Origin of the sequence: Pseudonocardia sp. MH-G8, from assembly GCF_002262885.1 — a bacterium.
GTDB lineage: Bacteria > Actinomycetota > Actinomycetes > Mycobacteriales > Pseudonocardiaceae > Pseudonocardia.
In genome coordinates, this window is the sequence record NZ_NKYF01000011.1 from 60,836 (window position 1) to 77,872 (window position 17,037).

The following is a 17,037-nucleotide window of genomic DNA, read 5'->3' on the forward strand; positions in this document are numbered from 1 at the left end:
ATTCACGCCGACTGAGCTCGTTCCTCGCTCATCCTATCCGCTCCTTTGAATCCTATTTGCACCATGTATCAAGTTCGAACGCGTCCGATTCCAAGGAGCAGTCAATGCATGACGAGGGGATCCGGTGGCACATTGTCGTGCCGACCGGCGGAGACACGCTGCGACAGGAGCGACTGACCCGCGACTTGCACTCGGCACTGCATACGGCAGAAGAAATCGAGGTCGGGTTCGAGACCGAGACAGGGGCGATCGAAGCTGGCCAGAAAGGTGCAGGCATCGGCGATGTAGCACTATGGGCGGCGGCAGCACTTCCTGCCTCACCCGTTCTGATCGCCCTGATTAAGGCATGGTGCGCCAGGGACCAGCACCGCACGGTGACCGTTGCACGAGGGAAGAACTCCATCACGATCACAGGCCGCCCACACGCGACGCAGGAGCGGATGGTCCACGAATTCCTCAGCCAGGTGAGCGCCGGCGTGAAAGACAAGGAGCCCGAATGACCCGGCTGATCCGGCGTAAGGCCCTGCTGATCGGTAACGCGCGCTACGATGACGGCCGCTTCCCCTCTTTGCCGTCGACCCAGGTCGATACCTGGGCGCTAAGCCAGATCCTGCTGCACCGCAACATCGGCAGCTTCGTTTCCGCCACTGTCCTCGCTGATCTGACCGCCGACGAGATGCGGCAGTCAATTACCGATTTTCTCGCAGGGTGCGAGGATGGCGAACTGGCCGTTCTATATGTTTCCGGACACGGTCAACGGGTGAGCCGGGTAGGCGGCGAGTTCTACTTCGTAGCCACAGACACCGACTTCGACCGCGTCGCCGACACTGGAGTGGGCGCCGGTTTCGTCAACGAGGTGCTCGAAGATTCCTGGGCCTCACAGAAGGTCGTGATGATCGACTGCTGTCAGAGCGGCGGCTTCGCTGTGGGTCTGCGCGCGTCCGACAGAGAAGCCCCGGTAGTGGCGAAATCCGGCACTGCCTCACCGCTCACCAGCCGCGGGGTCTTCGTACTGTCGTCGTCACGCGCGGGCGAACTCTCCTACGCCGCCGAAGCGGGCCCCGCGAACGTACGGCCGTCCGACTTCACGGGCGAGGTGGTCGAGGCGCTACGGACCGGGAAAGTCGGCAAGGACGACAGTGGCGATGTGTCGATGAGCGACCTGTTCGACTACGTCAACCGACGCATGCGACATGGCGGCGCGCGCCAGGTTCCAGTTCAGTCGACGCATGGTGTCGACGACCGCATCATCATCGCGGCCTGCCCCCTCGGCAGCGCCCCGGTTCTCGCTCCGTTCAACCAGCGGTCTGCGGGTGAGCTCAGTACTGCGCCGCCCTCAAGAACGGAGCAGCCGCCGTGGACCAGCCTGCTGAACTACTACCGGGACTGTCTGCTCGCTGACGGCACCGAGCCCTCGCTGATGACTGTGTCGCCGCACGCCACCTCCTACACCTGCCTCCGAGGGTTCGAGCGCCTCCTGAGCGGCGAGGTGGACGATGACGGCTGCACTGCCCTTCCCCCTGAGGCGCTTCCGCTCGTCGACGCGATGGCCGAGCAGGACGCCGAGCTCTGGGCCGGGTACCCATCCGTGGTCCTCACCGGGCCACGCGACGGTCGGCCGTGGCATCAACCGAAGTTTGCGCCACTCCTCGTGCGCCGCGTCGAGCTCGTCGACACCGGCGGCGAGGTCCGTTTGCAGCCCTACGGCCCGGTCCAACCTCACCCACGTCTGGCCGAGAGCTGGTTGGGCAAGGAGGAAGCGGCGCAGCTGATCGACACATACCAGTCGAGCTGGCACGGCGGCCAGCACGATCGCATGGCAGCCGACGCGAGCAACCTCCTCATGAACGAGTTCGAGCTGCCCTGCGTGCAGGAGCTTCGTCCCGAGCAGCTCGACGATCAGATCGACGTCCGCACGCCCGGTCATGGCGCCCGAAACGTCGCAGTGCTCTTCCTCGCCCCGCGCAACAACAGGGCGTCGAAGAAGCTCATCGACGACCTCGCCGACATCGCACAGCGAGCCACGCACATCCGCTCGACGGCACTCGGCGCTCTCTCCCCCGATCCGGCGGAACGCGCCGAGGCCCTCGCGCACAGCGAGCCGCCACCCGCGCGTCCCGTCACTCCGCTCGCCAGTAACGAGGCGCAGAGCGAGGTCATCTACTCAACCATGACCCGCCGCATCACCGTCGCGACCGGCCCGCCAGGCACCGGTAAGAGCCAGCTCGTGGCCAACGTGGTTGCCACCGCGGTCGCGAACGGCCAAACTGTTCTCGTTGCCTCGACCAACAACGGCGCAGTGGACGAGGTCTGGCGACGGTGCGAGAAGCTCGTCCCAGGCAGCATGGTGCGCACCGGTTCCGCCGGCGGAGAGCGGGACTACACCGAAACCGAAGGTGCCGGCCTCAGAACACTTCACGCGGTGCCGGCGCCCACACACAACATCCCCACAGCCGCGGCGCGGGTGGACATGGCTCATGGTCACCTGCAACGCACCCACCAGGAGCTCGCCCAGATCGCGGCCGACGAGCAGACTCTGCGCCGGACCGGCGAAGCGCGGGAGATGCATGCCTCGACGCTCCAGTTGCCGGTAGCAGACCTCATCCGGCTCCTGCCTGACCCAGGTCGTGTGGCTGTCAAGGCGAGACGGCTGGCTAGCGCCCGCTTCTTCGGAGCGCTACGGCGCAGATGGTTCCTGGATTCGCTCGCGGTTCCCCGGTCCGAGGGCGACCTGGTCCCGAGATGCCGTGCACTCGCCGACTTCGCAGCAGCAGAGTCGGCCTGGCGAGCAGCTCGAGGACGCGGCGAACACGATCGGGACCGCGAGCTCGCCGCTGCCCTCGCGACCGCGCAGGTTCAGGTCCGGGCGGCATCTCGGGATCTCCTGGAGTCCGTGATTCGGACGAACGCCCGCGACGGGGCTCGCCGAATTCTCGGTCTTCAGGGCGCGCGGGACGCCGACCGCAGCGATTGGTTCGCGGTGAAGGAGGTGCTCGGACGCGGCCGCGCACCGAGCGCGTTCCCCGCGGCACCGGCCTGGGCGGTCACCTGCCACTCGGCGCGGCGCTTTCCACCCGAGCCGGCCCTCTTCGATCTCGTGATAGTCGACGAGGCGAGCCAGTGCGCCATCCCGCACGTTCTGCCCCTGCTCTTCCGAGCCCGACGTGCCTTGATCATCGGTGATGTCATGCAACTGTCTCACATCACCAAGATCAGCCCGGCCAAGGAAGGGATGATTCGACGCGATGTCAGCCTGCGCGCGGACTGGCTGGAGAAACACCGCCTCGCTTTCCGCCGGCATTCGGCCTTCCATGCGGCCGAGCACTCCGTCGGCGGAAGCCGGCTCCTCGATGAGCACTTCCGCTGCCATCCAGCGATCATCGCCGTGTCGAACGAGCTCTTCTACGACGGCGCGCTCACGGTCCTCACAGACACCCGCGATCGACCCTCCCTCCCGCTGCGCCCGATCTCCTGGCGCAACGTCGCAGGACGGGCGGCGCGTCCCCGCTCCGGCGGTTCGTGGGTCAATGAGGACGAGGTGAGCCACGTGGGAACCCTCGTCGCTCGCCTGGTGGATCATCTACCTGCCGAGGCGACGATCGGGGTGGTGACCCCCTTCAAAGCCCAGGCCGACGCGCTGTCCGACCAGCTTCGGCAGCACGATGAGAATCAAGTCCGCGTCGGCACTGTGCACACCTTCCAGGGCGGCGAACGCGACGTCATGATCTTCTCGCTCGTCGCCGGTACTGGAATGCACACAGGAGCGATCGGCTGGGTCGACCAGCAATTGAACCTCTGGAACGTCGCCATCACCCGAGCTCGCACCCACCTCATCGTCGTGGGCGACGCGGAGCTGTGGAGCGCACGGGGTGGAGTCGCCGCCAAGCTGTTCGAAGCCGCTGACGACCACGGATCCCGAGCCACGTCGAGCGACGACGCAGACGGCTTGCTGCAGCGTCTTTACCAGGCCCTGTCCTTGGAGAACGGGCAGACGGTCACGCTCGGAGAGCGAATCAACGGCCACCGGGCCGACGCGCTCGTGCAGAGCGCCGACGGCAGCAGCCACGCAGTCCTGCTCGACCGGGCCTCGCACGATGACACCAATGGATCCCGCCTTCTCCAGCTGATGTTGCGCCGGCGGGAGCTGTTGGACAGCGCGGATTCGCGGCGCGCAGCCGTGCGGTTCCCGGCGTGGAGGTTGTTTGACGTTCGGTGAGATTTCCGCTTGCCCGGCACCGTCCGAGCACGATCGACAACAGCCCGCGGACGTGCGCGCGCTAAGGGCCTTGGAGATCCCAACACTGTGCAGTCCTGCCGGACCGCAGCTGTACCCGCCGCTCAGCACCAGCGCGTCCTCCCGCCCCTTGGTCATCCCGCGCCCGGCCCACTCCCAGCCCAGCGCGCCCTCGAGCACGCGGCCCTCGTGGAGGCGCAAGTGCGCGTCGTTCGTTCCGGTGGCCGGCTCGGGACGCCAGTACGCCGGGTCGTTGGTTAACACGACGACGTCGGTGTCCACGATGCCTCGGCGACGAAGGACTCCGTCCGCACCACCGCCTTGATCACGTCGTAGCGGTTGATGTCGTGTGGCGACTGGTCGGGCAGGTCGAACTGCTCGCCGTCGATTTCCCCTGGAACCGGCGGACCAGGTACCTCGGCTCGATCGTCGCCGCCCGTATCCCGCCGCTGCCAGGCGGATGCGAGCAGCCGGATCGGCCTTCTGCAGCTGCCACACGAGGGCATGCTGGCGGTCCGCTTCGGAGTGGAAGACCGGGCGGTACTCAGCGAGAGCGGCCATCGCGGCGCCAACGTCACCCCGCATCTGCGTCCTCGGGGTCCGCCAACCCGAGCAGGTCCCACCGCCCCAGCCAGCACTCCATCCTGGCGGTCTTGATCCCGTGGTGCTCCGAGTCCTTCGTCACCGCTCGCTGCCCGCCGTTGCGTGCCAGGTAGTCCTCGTGCTCCCTGCGGATGTCGTTCACGACCCACGGCTCCGGCGCCACGTAGTACCTGGTCGCGCCGCTCGCGAGGTCGACGAACGCCCACACCGCGTTCGCCCGCGGCGCCGGGTTGGCACCCTCGCGGATGCTGGTCTGCCAATCGCCCCGGCGCCGGGTGAGCACCCGGACCCGCCGCCGTCCGGTCGGCGTCTGGACCAGGAGCTCGGTCCGTCGGCCGTTGCGGACCTCCCGCACTGTGCCGCCGCGGTACTCGACCGCCCGGGTCACTGCCGCCCGCCCGGCGGCTGCCACCTCGGCACTGCTCGGTTTCGCGGAGACGCCCGCGGACGGCTGCGTGGCCGGCCTGCGTAGTGCCGGGAGCGCGATGCTCCGCCGCGGCGGCCGTTCGGTGCCCCACTCTGCTGTCATCCGATGTTCCGTTCGTCAGATCCACCCCGATGTCCCGTGCCTTGATCGGTATTCCGGCGCCTCGCGTCACAGCCCCGGTGGACGACCACACGAACGGCTCAAGGCATTCGTCGCCGACTGGCCGAGACACTCGCCCCGGACCCCGAACGTCAGCGAACGACGACCAGCTCGCCCTCGAACCGGAGCCGCGCGGTGCGCACGCTGAGGTCGAGCGCGACGTCCAGGCGCTCGGTCACCCCGGCGATCCGCCGCTTCCACTCGAACACCGCCAGGACCTCCCGATACAGGTCCCTGCGCTCGGCACCGGCCGCCGCCCGCGACACCCCCACCATCGCGTTGACGAACTCCCGCAGCGGGATTTCCTCGGGCGGGCACTCGACTCCCTCCGGCGGGCGCCGGTACCCGGTCCACGCTTCGGGCACCCTCGCCGCGGGCCAGACGACCGGTTCGAACGACTCACGGCGCAGCCCCGGCGGAAGGTGCCGCAGGATCGCCTCCCTCCGCGAGGTCGCCACCCGGCTCAGCCCGAACCCGTTCGCGACCAGACGTGCGAGCCGGTCGAGGTGGATCGAGCCCTCGGCCGTCACCACTCGTCGAGGGCGGCCGCCACCGCTGCCGCCGCCCTACGGGCCGGCAGGGCGTCGAGCACCTCCCTTGGTCATCGGTGGTCGCCGCCCGTGAGGTCTGTTCGGGCGGTGAGGTGGAGCAGCGAGCGTCAGAGTGCCTGGTAGTAGTCGCGGATGATTGCTGCCATCAGCTTGCGCCGCTTGGCGAGGAACTCCTGGTAGCTGCCTGCCGTGACTTCACCGAGGTTAGCCGGGATGGCGTTCTCTGCGAGGTTGACGACGAGGTCATCGGCGGTGGTGATCTCGCCGAGCGTTAGGGTGCCGGTCCCGATTTGTGTGGCGATCGCAGCCATGTACTGCGCCGGCGGCCTGTTGCTGATACTGATGTTGATCGACGTCTCGGTGAGTGCGAAGTTCGCGACCTGGTTGTAGTCGCCGCGGTCGGGGTAGCCGTTCTTCTGCAGGTAGTCTTTGGGGACAATGTGGTGGATGTCGCCGGACTGCTGGGTCATCGACGCGACTGTGATGCTCTTGGAGAGGAAGCCGCGGGCGTTGTTCGCTACCTGCGCGGCGAGGAAGGTCTGGAAGAACGGACTGATCGTGCTCGTCGTTTCCAAGTCGGTGGGGAGGGTCACGGCCCAGAAGGCGTCGGACAGCTCGGATTCCTCGACTTGCTTGAGGTAGTTCGCCGGACCCTGTTCGCCGATCCGTCGGATGTCCTGCTCCCAGGTCGACTCGAAGCTCCCGGAGTGTCGGCCGGTGAGCATCGACATGACGAACCAGCGCTTCACGATCTGCTTCCGTTCGCCCTCGCTCATCTCCTTGTCTTGTCGGAGGCGAAGATATAGCGCGTAGGCAAAGTTGAGTGCGTTCTTTGAGTTCACCATGCCAGGCGTGATGAAGCCTGCGGACTTGATGAGCATCAGGAAGTTGTCGAAGTGGTAGTTGCTGACGATCTGGAGAAGTGCCCGCTCGAGCTTGTCGTAGGCGGCGGGGATCCGCTCCTCGTCGACCTTCCGGGTCTCGGGATCGCGTCCTGACAGCTCGCTGACGATGCTTGATGCCTTTCCTCGGCTGAAGCCCACGAGACCGGCCACGCGGATGACGTCGCTGTAGGCCGGGTCGTATAAGTCCTCGGCCTCGTCCTTGAGCCAGCTGATCGCCTTGAGGTAGGACGTATCCGCGAACTCGCGGTCGTTCTCTTCGATGTCGGCGTATGCGTGCGGCGCCACGGCGAGGTGGCAGAAGTAGTCGATAAGCTTGCGCAGGTTGCGGCCGCGGTCGCCATACGTGGCGATCTTGCTCATGGCGAAGTCGGCACTGCTCAGCGGGACACCCTTGGAGTTGATCCTGATGAAGATCTCCGAGACGGTCTCGACGTCGAGGTCGTCGGCGAGCCCGATGATGCCGATCTGTGCGTTCTGGATGCGACCGAGGTGGGCGAGGTTGGTTTCGAAGGTCTTGGCATCGACGTCGGGGTTTCGTTCCAGGTACTCGCGAGCGAAGGACAGCGGCGACTCGGAGTTGAAGTATTCGCTGATGTCGGCGATCCACTGCGGGTTCTTACGGATCACTGGGGTCGTCGTCGCGAACTCCTCGGTGATCGGGTTGAAGGCGATCGTGATCCGTACAGCCTTGTACCTCTTGTTGATCACCTTGAGGCCGGCCACGGCGGCGCGGAGTGCCGTGATTCGCTGCTGGCCATCGATAAGAATCTGCTGGTGCGCCGCGACCTGGCCGCCTTTGAGCTTGGCGCCGACCGACTGCCACGTGATCAGGTATCCGACGGGGTAGCCCTTGTAGAGCGAGTCCATCAGGTCTCGAACCTTCACGCTGTCCCAGACGAACGGCCGCTGGAGTTCTGGGATCGCGATCCGGTCACTCATCACGTCCGCCAACAGCTGTGTGACCGCGGACTGTGTTACCGAGTACTTCGCCATCGCTGCTCCTCGCTTGTTCGGGGACACGCTAGCGGGGACCCCCGGGACGTCCGATCGCGGATCATCCCTCGCCCGGTAGCCGACGATGTGGACAGCGTTGCGGCCGGTTTCGCAGCGCGAGCTGGAGTAGCCGCGCGTCCGGTTGGACGTGCCTCGGTGCTTCCTACGTCCCGACGCTGGTCGAGATCGCGGGCGAGGGCGAGGGCGAGAACCTCGGGATGCCAGGTCTCAGCTCGGCCCCGGTTGGGGCCAGTTCGTAGGCGTGGTGGTGAGCCGCTCGGCTCAGCCTGGATCCACCGTGGAAGTAGTCCGTGATTGCGGGTCGTGACGCACGAATGCGCTTCTAATGGGGCAATGGGGCTGCTCACAACCGCTCGAGCGTTCGCTCGTCGAGCTCCCCGTCGAAGTAGCGGTCCAGCACGTGCTGGAACTCCGCCCTGTCCGGAGCCGCGCGGGCGAACAGTGTCATCGACGAGCGCAGCTTCAGGTCGTCGGGCGAGCCGAAGATCTCGTGCGCAGTCCGGCCGGTCGTGCCGGCGACGACCCTCGCGCACTCGACCAGCCGCGGCCCGAGGACCGGGTGCGCCACGTAGCCGCGAGCCTCGTCGAGCCCGGAGATCGCATACTGCTGCGCCATCGGGCTGTACCCGACGCCCTCGATCTGCGGAAATACGAACCACATCCAGTGACCGGTCTTACGCCCGCGGCGCAGCTTGGACAGAGCCACCTCGTAGACGCCGTCCTGGGCGTCGACGAACCGTTCGAGGTCGTACGGGTCGCTCATCTGCTCGGCCTCCGGTCGTCACGTCCGCGAGCGCGCGGGTCACCCCGCTTCACGTCCGCGCAGTCGTCGACAGATGCTCCACCATCGATGTCGGCTCGGCGCGGAGGCGTATCCGGCGGCCACCGGACCACTCACGGTACGAACGCTCGGCGAGGGAACGAGCGCAGCCCGTTCGGCGAGCGGAGCAGCGAGGGAGCGGTTCCCCTGAACCGCGTAGGGCCGGTTCGGCTGCTACCGGTCGAGCCCCATCCGGTGCCGCTCGGCCGCCAAGACCCGCTGCCCCACCGGCACCGACTCGTCGTCGAGCACCTCCGGCCGGTGCTCCGACGCGTCCACCGCCCGCAGGTCGGCATCCTTGGCCTCGCTCTTGCGTGCGAAGGCGTCGAACAGCAGCCGCTTGCCCTGCTGGATCTCGCAGATCCGCTCGTCGATGCAGTCCTTGGCCAGCAGCCGGTGGACCTGCACCGTGCGCACCTGCCCCATCCGGTGCGCACGGGCGATCGCCTGCTCCTCCGTGCTCGGCTTCCACTGCGGCTCGGTGAGGATCACCACCGACGCCGCCTGGATGTTGATCCCGACGCCGCCGGCCTCGATCTGCCCGAGCAGGACGGCGTGCCCGGGCCGCGCGGTGAACTCGTCCACGATCTGCTGGCGGGCCTGCGGCGGCACCGCACCCGTGATCGTCCCGACGACGGCCGACCCGAGCGCGCCCTGGATCAGCTCGAGGGTCCCGAGGAAGTAGGAGAAGACCACGACCTTCATCCCGTCCTCGGCGGCCTCCTCGACGATGTCCTTGAGCCGTTCGAGCTTGGCCGAGCCGGGCGAGCTGAAGGGCGCCTGCCGCATCGCCATCAGGTTCCGCCCGGAGACCGCCGACTCGTACTTCGCCTCGTCGGTGTCGCTGAGCTGCACCCAGGACTCCGTCTCGATCTTGTCGGGCAGCTCGGTGAGCACGTCCTCCTGGTTGCGTCGCAGGTAGACGGGCGCAACCGCGCGGCGGAACGCCTTCGCGCCGGCGACGGCGTCGGCCGCGTCGACCCGCCGCGCGACGGCCGGCTGCAGGTACCCGACGAGCGTGCGGAACTCCTCGACGCGGTTCTCCATCGGCGTACCCGTGAGGAAGAGTGCCCGCTGGGACCCCTGCACAGCCGCGCGCACCGCCTGCGAGCGTGCCGCGTCGGGGTTCTTCACGTAGTGCGCCTCGTCGACGACCAGCATCGCGACGTCCGCGTCGCGCACATCGGCCGGCAGGCGTGCCAGCGTGCCGAACGTCGTGACCGCCAACCCGCCTTCCCGCACCCACCGGCGGCCGGTCGCGTCCCGGTCGGCGCCGTGCAGGCTGTGGGCGGCCAGCGCGCTGTGCTTGGCGGTCTCGTTCAACCAGTTGATCTGGACGCTGGCCGGGCACACGACGAGGAACCGCCGCTGCCCTTTCGCCGCGAGGTGGGCGAGGACGGCGAGCGCCTGGATGGTCTTCCCCAACCCCATCTCGTCACCGAGGATCGAGCGCTCCTGATGGATCGCGTACTGCGCGCCGAAGACCTGGTAGCCGCGCAGCGTGGAGGTCAGCATCGTCGTGTCCAGCGGGATGGCGCTGATCCGTTGCCGCAGCTCCTCGGGGACGAACCCGCGCGCCGCCTCCTCGTCCTCGACCGTGCCGGTGCCGCCGATGGTCGAGAGCACGGCGTTGACCGACGCCGCGTCGGACAGGTACTCGCGCCAGAGCTGCCCCGGCTCGTAGCTGCGCGGGTCGACCGTCTGCTCGCGCGCGTGCACAGCCTTCTGCAGGCCGCGCACCTGCGGGTCCGCCAGGATCGCGTCGAGCCGGGCCAACGCGTCGAGCGCCGCGTCCTTCTTGGACCGGCGCGAGAAGAACATCGACCAGCGGCTGCCGGCACGCTCCGCATCGGCCACCAGGGGCGCGACCTGGCCGCGGAACTGCTGGAGGGGCTGGTGCAGCGCCGTCGCCGCGGAGTCCGCGGACCGCACGGCGGCGAGGGTGGCGAGCAGCTGGGTCTGCGCGGGATCGCGACGGTCCGGGTCGAAGCGGAACCGGACGTCCTGATGGACCTGCACCGCGACCGTCCGCGCGGCGCGCTTGACCTCCAGCACCGTGGTCTGCCCGACGCCCGGCACCTGCTGGAGCCGATGGTCGTGCGCGTTCAGGACGTCGGCGACGGTCCGGAAGCCGTGCTGCTCCAACGCCCCGAGCCGCACGCCGCGGCCGGCGACCTCCTTGAGTGCCAGGAGCGGCGTCTCGCGCAGCCGGGCGGCGACCCGGTCCCCGTTGAGGATCTCGATCTGGTGACGGGCGCTGTCACGGAGGGCCTGCGGAGCGGTAAGCAGCGCGCCCGCGCGCTCGGCGAAGTCCCGGACGGCGGCGATCGTCGCCTCGGCGGCAGAACCGACCTTCCCACGTGCGGCTTCCCGGTGATCCTGGTTCATCGGCCGGTCGTCGCCCGCGGACCCGTGGGCACTGCCTGCATCCGATGCTCCCGTCTCCCGTGACCCGCTCCGTTGATCGATCGCGCGGCCGCGGACGTCACGAGATGAGCGCGGGACCACCTGAACGGGGCAGCGCGATCATCGAGCGCTAACGGACGGCCGCCCGGGAGCGAATGCCTGCCCGACGATCTCAACCCGGAAGGCCTCACGTGACCCAGTACATGCCTCAGTACCCGCCGGTGGGCCCCGGGTACTACGCGCCCCCGCCCCCGCCCCCGCAGAACGGGCTCGGGACTGCGGGCTTCGTGCTCGGTCTGCTCGGACTGCTGTTCTCGTTCATCCCGCTGATCGGGGTGATCGCCTGGCCGCTGGTCCTGCTGGCTCTGGTGTTCGCGGGAATCGGTCTCTCCAAGGTACGTAGCGGCCGGGCGACGAACAAGGGCCTGACGATCGCCGGCCTCGTCTGCGCGGTGATCGGCCTCCTGATCTGCATCCTGTACGCGGCCGCGTTCAGCGCGGCTCTCTCGACGACTTCGCCGACGCCGCTCGGGACTTCGGCGCAGGCTCCGGGGGGCGTCCAGATCGCGCCGGCGGCCTCCGCCGGCATCGGCGACACGGTGCAGGACGGTTTCTTCACGTTCACCGTCACCGACGTGAAGACCGGTATCCAGGCCCTCGGGGAGAGCTTCCTCCGCACGGAGGCGCAAGGCAGCTACGTGCTGGTGGACGTCACCGTGACGAACACCGGTACCGAGGCGGCGACGTTCCTGGGTGGCAACCAGACGCTGCTCGACGCGCAGGGCCGCGAGTTCGAGGCCGACAGCTCCGCGGCGCTGATGAACGTGCCGGACAGCGAGTCGTTCTTCACCGAGATCAACCCCGGCAACAGCGTCGACGGCGTGCTCGTCTTCGACGTCCCGGAGGGTCTCTCCCCGACGGCCATCGAGCTGCACGAGTCGATGTTCTCCGGCGGCGCGCTCGTCTCACTCGCGGGCTGATCGGGCCGCATCCCGTACGAGCGCGGCGGCGGAGCCCGCGACGACATGGAGTCGGCACGGCCAGTGCGGGCGGCCGTGGCCGGCGCCGAGGGAGCACAAGGCGCAGCGGCCGTCCGCCCGCGGTCTGCGCACGCGCAGCAGGCGCTGCCAGACGAGCGGGGTCTCCCCTCGGCGAGGACGCGATTTGATCACCGGGTCAGCAGGCCGGCGGCCCCCGACTAGTCGAGTAAGCTTTCGTCGGGTCTCAGATGAACGAGGACCTGCACGCGCTGCTGCGCGCAGACGTCGCAGACGCAACGTCCCCACTGGCACTAACCTTGGCGATCCGCTGATGCCGTCGGTGGACCAGCCGTGCACGAGACCCTCTCCGGCCCGTCGCGTCGAGCTAGTCATTGCAGCCCAGAACGATAGCCTCGCCAGGTGCAAGCCATCCCTGCGCTCCGCCTCAGCTATGCCAATCTCCTGCTGCAACGGCTCGAGGTCCGCGGACCAGCAAGGATTGACGAACTGCTGGACGGCGCCGACGCCGAGCGCCTTTTCAAGAGCGATCGCCAGCATCGGAACCCCACTGACCGTGCTCAGGACCTCCTGCGCTTCGCCTGGCTCGTTGGCTTGGTCGACGAAGCCGGGAGGACCTACTCACTCACGCCCGCGGGCCACACCTTCGTAGCTGCCCAGAGGGACGACGACCCGTGGACCGTTACTGATGCACAAGCGGCTGTCCTGCGCGCGTTGCTCGCCGATGGGGACCGCGCACTGGCACGAGATACACAACTTGCGCTAGCTGTGTACCACGATCTCATCAGCCATGGAACGTTTCCAGGGGCACACCAGTTCGGACGCGCTCTCGCACACGCAAGCCACTCCGAACAGTGGCGGGCGGACCGCACGTTCGAATCACAGGGGGCACGGTACCGAGCGCTACTCGAGGAAGCCAGGTTCATCAGCGCGAGCGGTGAAGTAACCAATGAGGGAGATACTCTTCTCACGACCACTACCCGATCTTTCGATCGGCGACTTGCAAAGGCAAATGTCTGGTGGGTAAATCAGGGAGAGTCCTACGGGAGGGCACGCGACGAGCAGTTCATATGGGCCCCACTCCGAGACAAGGCTGGGCGGCCACAGAGGCACTGGGACGCGATGGACAATGTCGCACCCGGGGACGTTATCTTGCACTATAGCAACAGCTTTCTCCGCGCCACTAGCATTGCCCAATCCACCGCACGGCCTGCAGAGAACCCTCTTGATTCGGATTCATGGCAGCGTGACGGACGAATCATCCATACTCAATACCGAGAGCTCAACGTTCCTATCGCACTCGCCTCGATCCCTGAGCAGGTTCGAGTACCGAAGTCAGGGCCGTTCACGTCCGTTGGCTCTGTTCAGCAAGGCTACCTGTACCGAGTGGACGACGCGCTCACCGGAGAATTGGCCGATAGGTTTCCCGAACTCCGGACAATTCTTGATGAGTACGTCGACATAACACCGGTGCCATCGGTCACGGCGGTAACTCCGCACGATCTCCACGATCTATTCGCGTCGGCCGTTAGCACCGCGGGACTAAAGTTTGGATCATCCAACCTCATCCGCTCGTTCATTAGCAGCCTGCTAGCCAAGCCCTTCGTCATCCTCACTGGCCTATCCGGATCGGGGAAGACTCAGGTAGCTATGCGGCTGGGCGAGTGGTTCGGCCAGGACGATTCAGGACGGCCGCGCTCATTGATATTGCCGGTCCGACCGGATTGGACCGGACCGGAGGCATTGTTCGGATTCGAGGATGCACTACGCAGCGCAGATGCTAGCCGACCAGTCTGGTTCGTCCCCGAGGCACTCAGCTTCATCCTGCGAGCCACAGCTGAGCCAACGCATCCCTACCTACTCATCCTCGACGAGATGAACCTGGCACACGTCGAGCGATACTTCGCCGACTTCCTCTCCGGGATCGAATCACGAAAAGGATTACTGCCTGATCTTGTTCAGGACGATGGGCGCGGCGACTGGAGCACACGGAGCAGCTCCGGAACTAGACTTCCGCTGCCACGCAATCTTTTTGTTGTGGGTACTGTAAACATCGATGAGACGACATACATGTTCTCGCCGAAAGTTCTCGATCGAGCCTCAACGTTCGAGTTTCGGGTAGACGCAGCAACGCTCGACCCAGAGCTCGGACGCCCTTCCGCTGCGGCGGCAGCCCCCAGCACGGTACTGCGAGCGGTCTGCGACCTTGCAGCGGACGACGATTGGCACAGACAGAACCCGCACCCCGAGCAAGAATCGATCGTGGATACGCTGCGTAACCTGCATGCCATCCTTGCAGAAGCCGACCTCGAGTTCGGACACCGGACCTTCTATGAGAGTCTGCGTTTCGCTGCCTTCTACGCCGCAACCGGCGACGACGATATCGACAATGCCACCGACTTGATCGTCATGCAGAAGCTCCTCCCCAAGGTCAACGGATCCCGCAGAAGGATCGAGAATGTTCTAACGAAACTTCTCGCCGTTTCTGACGGATCAGAAGCGGCTCCGCGCCTGCCCGTCACGCATAGCAAGCTCAGGCGGATGCTCGGCGCCCTCCGCGCCAACCAATTTGTTAGCTTCACGGAGTAATCGAGTGTTGGCGCGAACCGTTAGAGTCATCCTCTGCGACAGCTCAGGCGCCAGGTGCGGCGCGCTGGTCGTTGCTGACCTTCCGCACAAGTTCACCCTGATGGGCGGCGCGCTTCGTGAGGCGTCCATCTACACGTACGAGATTATTGATGTCGATGGCTCGATCATGCTTGAGCCTAGCGAGCTCTTCGACCCCGATGACGAGACCGGCAAGCGGGGACGGCTGCGTCCTGCACAATCAGTAGGCCGGCTGACCATTGCAGTGGAGACGGCCGCTGGCGACGTACTCCGAGGCGATATTGATGTCGCGCCCACCAAGCTGGAGCAGACGCGGGAGTACCGTCGGATGCTTGAAGACATCGCCGAACACGCGGCTGAGGCGGTGCTGCAGGGATTTGCTCCAGCGAGCCTCGTGCTGGAGCCGTCCGACCTACCAGCGGAGCTGCTCTACAATAAATTCGCTCTGCTAGAGGCGCGACTTGAATCCGACGAATTCACTGCGGCCGTGGCCCGTGTGCTGCACCAGCCCGACCGCGGCTGGGAATCCGAGACAGAGCTGCGGCCTTCCGGAACGGGCTACCCATCCGGATCGGCATTTGGCCGTGCTCTTACGACACCGGGAGCACGTCGGCCGTGGCGAGTAGGGCGAGGAGCTCTGCGCACCCTTCCCCGTCATCTTCCGCTCGAGCGGCACGAGGCGACGTACGATACTATGGCGAATCGGTTCGTGAAGTACGCGATGGAGCGGTGGCGTGACATGGCCATGCAAATGCTCGACGTTCTCGGGCAACCAAGTACCGTGACGCCGGGGCCGACGAAGCGTGGCCGCGCCGCAGCCAGCAGTGTCGTCGAGCTACTTGACGAGCTGCTCGGCCACGATCTCTTCCGGGGCGTTGGTCGACTCACCCAGATTCCGACTAGCAACCAGGTGCTCTTGAAGCGCGACGGCTATCGTCAGCTGTTCCGCATGTTCGCTCTCATTGAGACCGCACCGGCACTCGTGTTCGAGCACGCGAGTATCGACGACGTCTACAGTGCGTCCCAACGGAACATCGCAACGCTCTACGAATTCTGGTGCTACCTCGTTCTCGCGGATATTGTCGGTAGAGTGTGCGATGACCCTAAGACCGCACACGCGTTCTCGCCACGAGGCAACGGCCTGTCGCTGACCCTCCGCACCGGACCCTCTTCAGCTATCCGCTGGAAGGTGCAGCGCCACGGCCGCGATCTCGAGATTGAACTTTACTTCAATCGCCAGTTCTCCGAGACAAAAGACGGAATCTCCAGCGACGGATCGTGGACGCGTGCCATGCGCCCCGACTGCTCACTCCATATCCGACCGGTCTCCGACCTCCCACGTCATCACGGCGCACTCGACATGTGGCTTCATTTCGACGCAAAATACCGCGTTGAACACCTTGTCGAACAGCTGACTAGCGACAGAGGCGTCGAGCAAGTGGCACAGGCAGACGGAGCTAATACCTCGGGGGCGCTCGCACGGAGCAGGCGTGAGGACTTGCTCAAGATGCACGCGTACCGGGACGCAATCCATCGCACCGCAGGTGCGTATGTACTTTACCCGGGCGACGTGCCAGTGCGCGTCGAACGCTACACCGAGCTACTCCCGGGACTTGGAGCCTTTCCTCTTCGGCCGGATATGGACAAGGACGCCAGCGGATCCGGCGATCTTGAGCAGTTCCTCGCCGATGTTCTGACACACGTCAGCGACCAGGCGAGCCGACACGAACGCGAACGGTTCTGGAGCGGAACTATCAACTCCGACACATCGACGATTTCGAGCCATTTCTCTCCCGCCCCCTTCCTGGACCGACCTCCGGCCGACACTGACGTCTTGGTTGGATACATCCGAAGTCCGGAACAGCGGACGTGGATAGAAGAGGCACGAAGCTACAACGTACGCGCGGACGACCGACGCGGCGCCGTCACTCTGGGAGGACGCGAGCTCAGCGCTCCGCTGCTCCTGCTGTACGAAGACACACCGAGCGGTCTGCAGATCGTCGCGCTCGGACGAACGGGATCATGGCGGGCGATCGATCGAGACGAGCTGGAGCAATCCGGCTATCCGCAGCCGCGCGGCCGCCTCTACTTCGTCGCGGCCTTCGACACGATAGTCGATTTGCCCTTGTGGCTGCGTCGGCTTGACCTTGGCGCATTGAGGCCAGATGGCGCATCTTGGGGAGCACCGTTCACTGTCTCGTGGTGGGACCTGCTGCACAACGCCTCGAAGGGCTGATAGGGCCAGCCAAGTACGAAGGGGCAGCCGGTCACCTCGGGCGAGCTTCGACAACGACGGCGGCCGTCGAGGCATTG

Annotated in this window: 10 protein-coding genes; 5 read left to right on the forward strand and 5 right to left on the reverse strand. The window is 66.2% G+C overall.

Annotated features, from left to right (window positions below):
• Window positions 1-104 precede the first annotated feature (104 nt).
• Window positions 105-500, forward strand: coding sequence for a hypothetical protein (locus tag CFP66_RS24115; protein ID WP_094927424.1), 396 nt, complete (start codon window positions 105-107; stop codon window positions 498-500).
• Window positions 497-4,216, forward strand: a complete 3,720-nt coding sequence (locus tag CFP66_RS24120; protein WP_094927425.1) for an AAA domain-containing protein — start codon at window positions 497-499, stop codon at window positions 4,214-4,216. The genes CFP66_RS24115 and CFP66_RS24120 overlap by 4 nt, the downstream gene beginning before the upstream one ends.
• A gap of 592 nt (window positions 4,217-4,808) precedes the next feature.
• On the opposite strand, the gene CFP66_RS24130 is transcribed toward CFP66_RS24120, so the two are convergent.
• The 5 genes from CFP66_RS24130 to CFP66_RS24150 form a co-directional block, all read right to left on the reverse strand.
• Window positions 4,809-5,366: a hypothetical protein gene (locus tag CFP66_RS24130; RefSeq protein ID WP_143517368.1), complete on the reverse strand. Its 558-nt coding sequence runs from the start codon at window positions 5,364-5,366 to the stop codon at window positions 4,809-4,811.
• Window positions 5,367-5,515: 149 nt separating this feature from the next.
• The gene (locus CFP66_RS24135) at window positions 5,516-5,953 is read right to left on the reverse strand and encodes a hypothetical protein (protein ID WP_094927428.1); all 438 of its coding nucleotides are present in this window, start codon (window positions 5,951-5,953) and stop codon (window positions 5,516-5,518) included.
• A gap of 128 nt (window positions 5,954-6,081) precedes the next feature.
• Window positions 6,082-7,872 carry a DUF262 domain-containing protein gene (locus CFP66_RS24140; RefSeq protein WP_094927429.1) on the reverse strand — a complete coding sequence of 597 codons (1,791 nt, stop codon included), beginning with the start codon at window positions 7,870-7,872 and terminating at the stop codon, window positions 6,082-6,084.
• A 364-nt stretch (window positions 7,873-8,236) separates the two neighbouring features.
• Window positions 8,237-8,656, reverse strand: a complete 420-nt coding sequence (locus CFP66_RS24145) for a DUF1810 domain-containing protein (RefSeq protein ID WP_094927430.1) — start codon at window positions 8,654-8,656, stop codon at window positions 8,237-8,239.
• A gap of 231 nt (window positions 8,657-8,887) precedes the next feature.
• Entirely contained in the window at window positions 8,888-11,101 is a 2,214-nt protein-coding gene (locus CFP66_RS24150) for a DEAD/DEAH box helicase (protein ID WP_094927431.1), read from the reverse strand.
• Window positions 11,102-11,310: 209 nt separating this feature from the next.
• Between CFP66_RS24150 and CFP66_RS24155 the strand changes: the two genes are divergently transcribed.
• The 3 genes from CFP66_RS24155 (at window position 11,311) to CFP66_RS24165 (ending at window position 16,960) form a co-directional block, all read left to right on the forward strand.
• Window positions 11,311-12,099, forward strand: a complete 789-nt coding sequence (locus CFP66_RS24155) for a DUF4352 domain-containing protein (protein ID WP_094927432.1) — start codon at window positions 11,311-11,313, stop codon at window positions 12,097-12,099.
• Window positions 12,100-12,519: 420 nt separating this feature from the next.
• A complete protein-coding gene (locus CFP66_RS47350) occupies window positions 12,520-14,706 on the forward strand; it encodes an McrB family protein (protein WP_143517369.1) in 2,187 nt (728 codons plus the stop codon).
• Window positions 14,707-14,710: 4 nt separating this feature from the next.
• Window positions 14,711-16,960: a DUF2357 domain-containing protein gene (locus CFP66_RS24165; RefSeq protein ID WP_094927434.1), complete on the forward strand. Its 2,250-nt coding sequence runs from the start codon at window positions 14,711-14,713 to the stop codon at window positions 16,958-16,960.
• Window positions 16,961-17,037 lie beyond the last annotated feature (77 nt).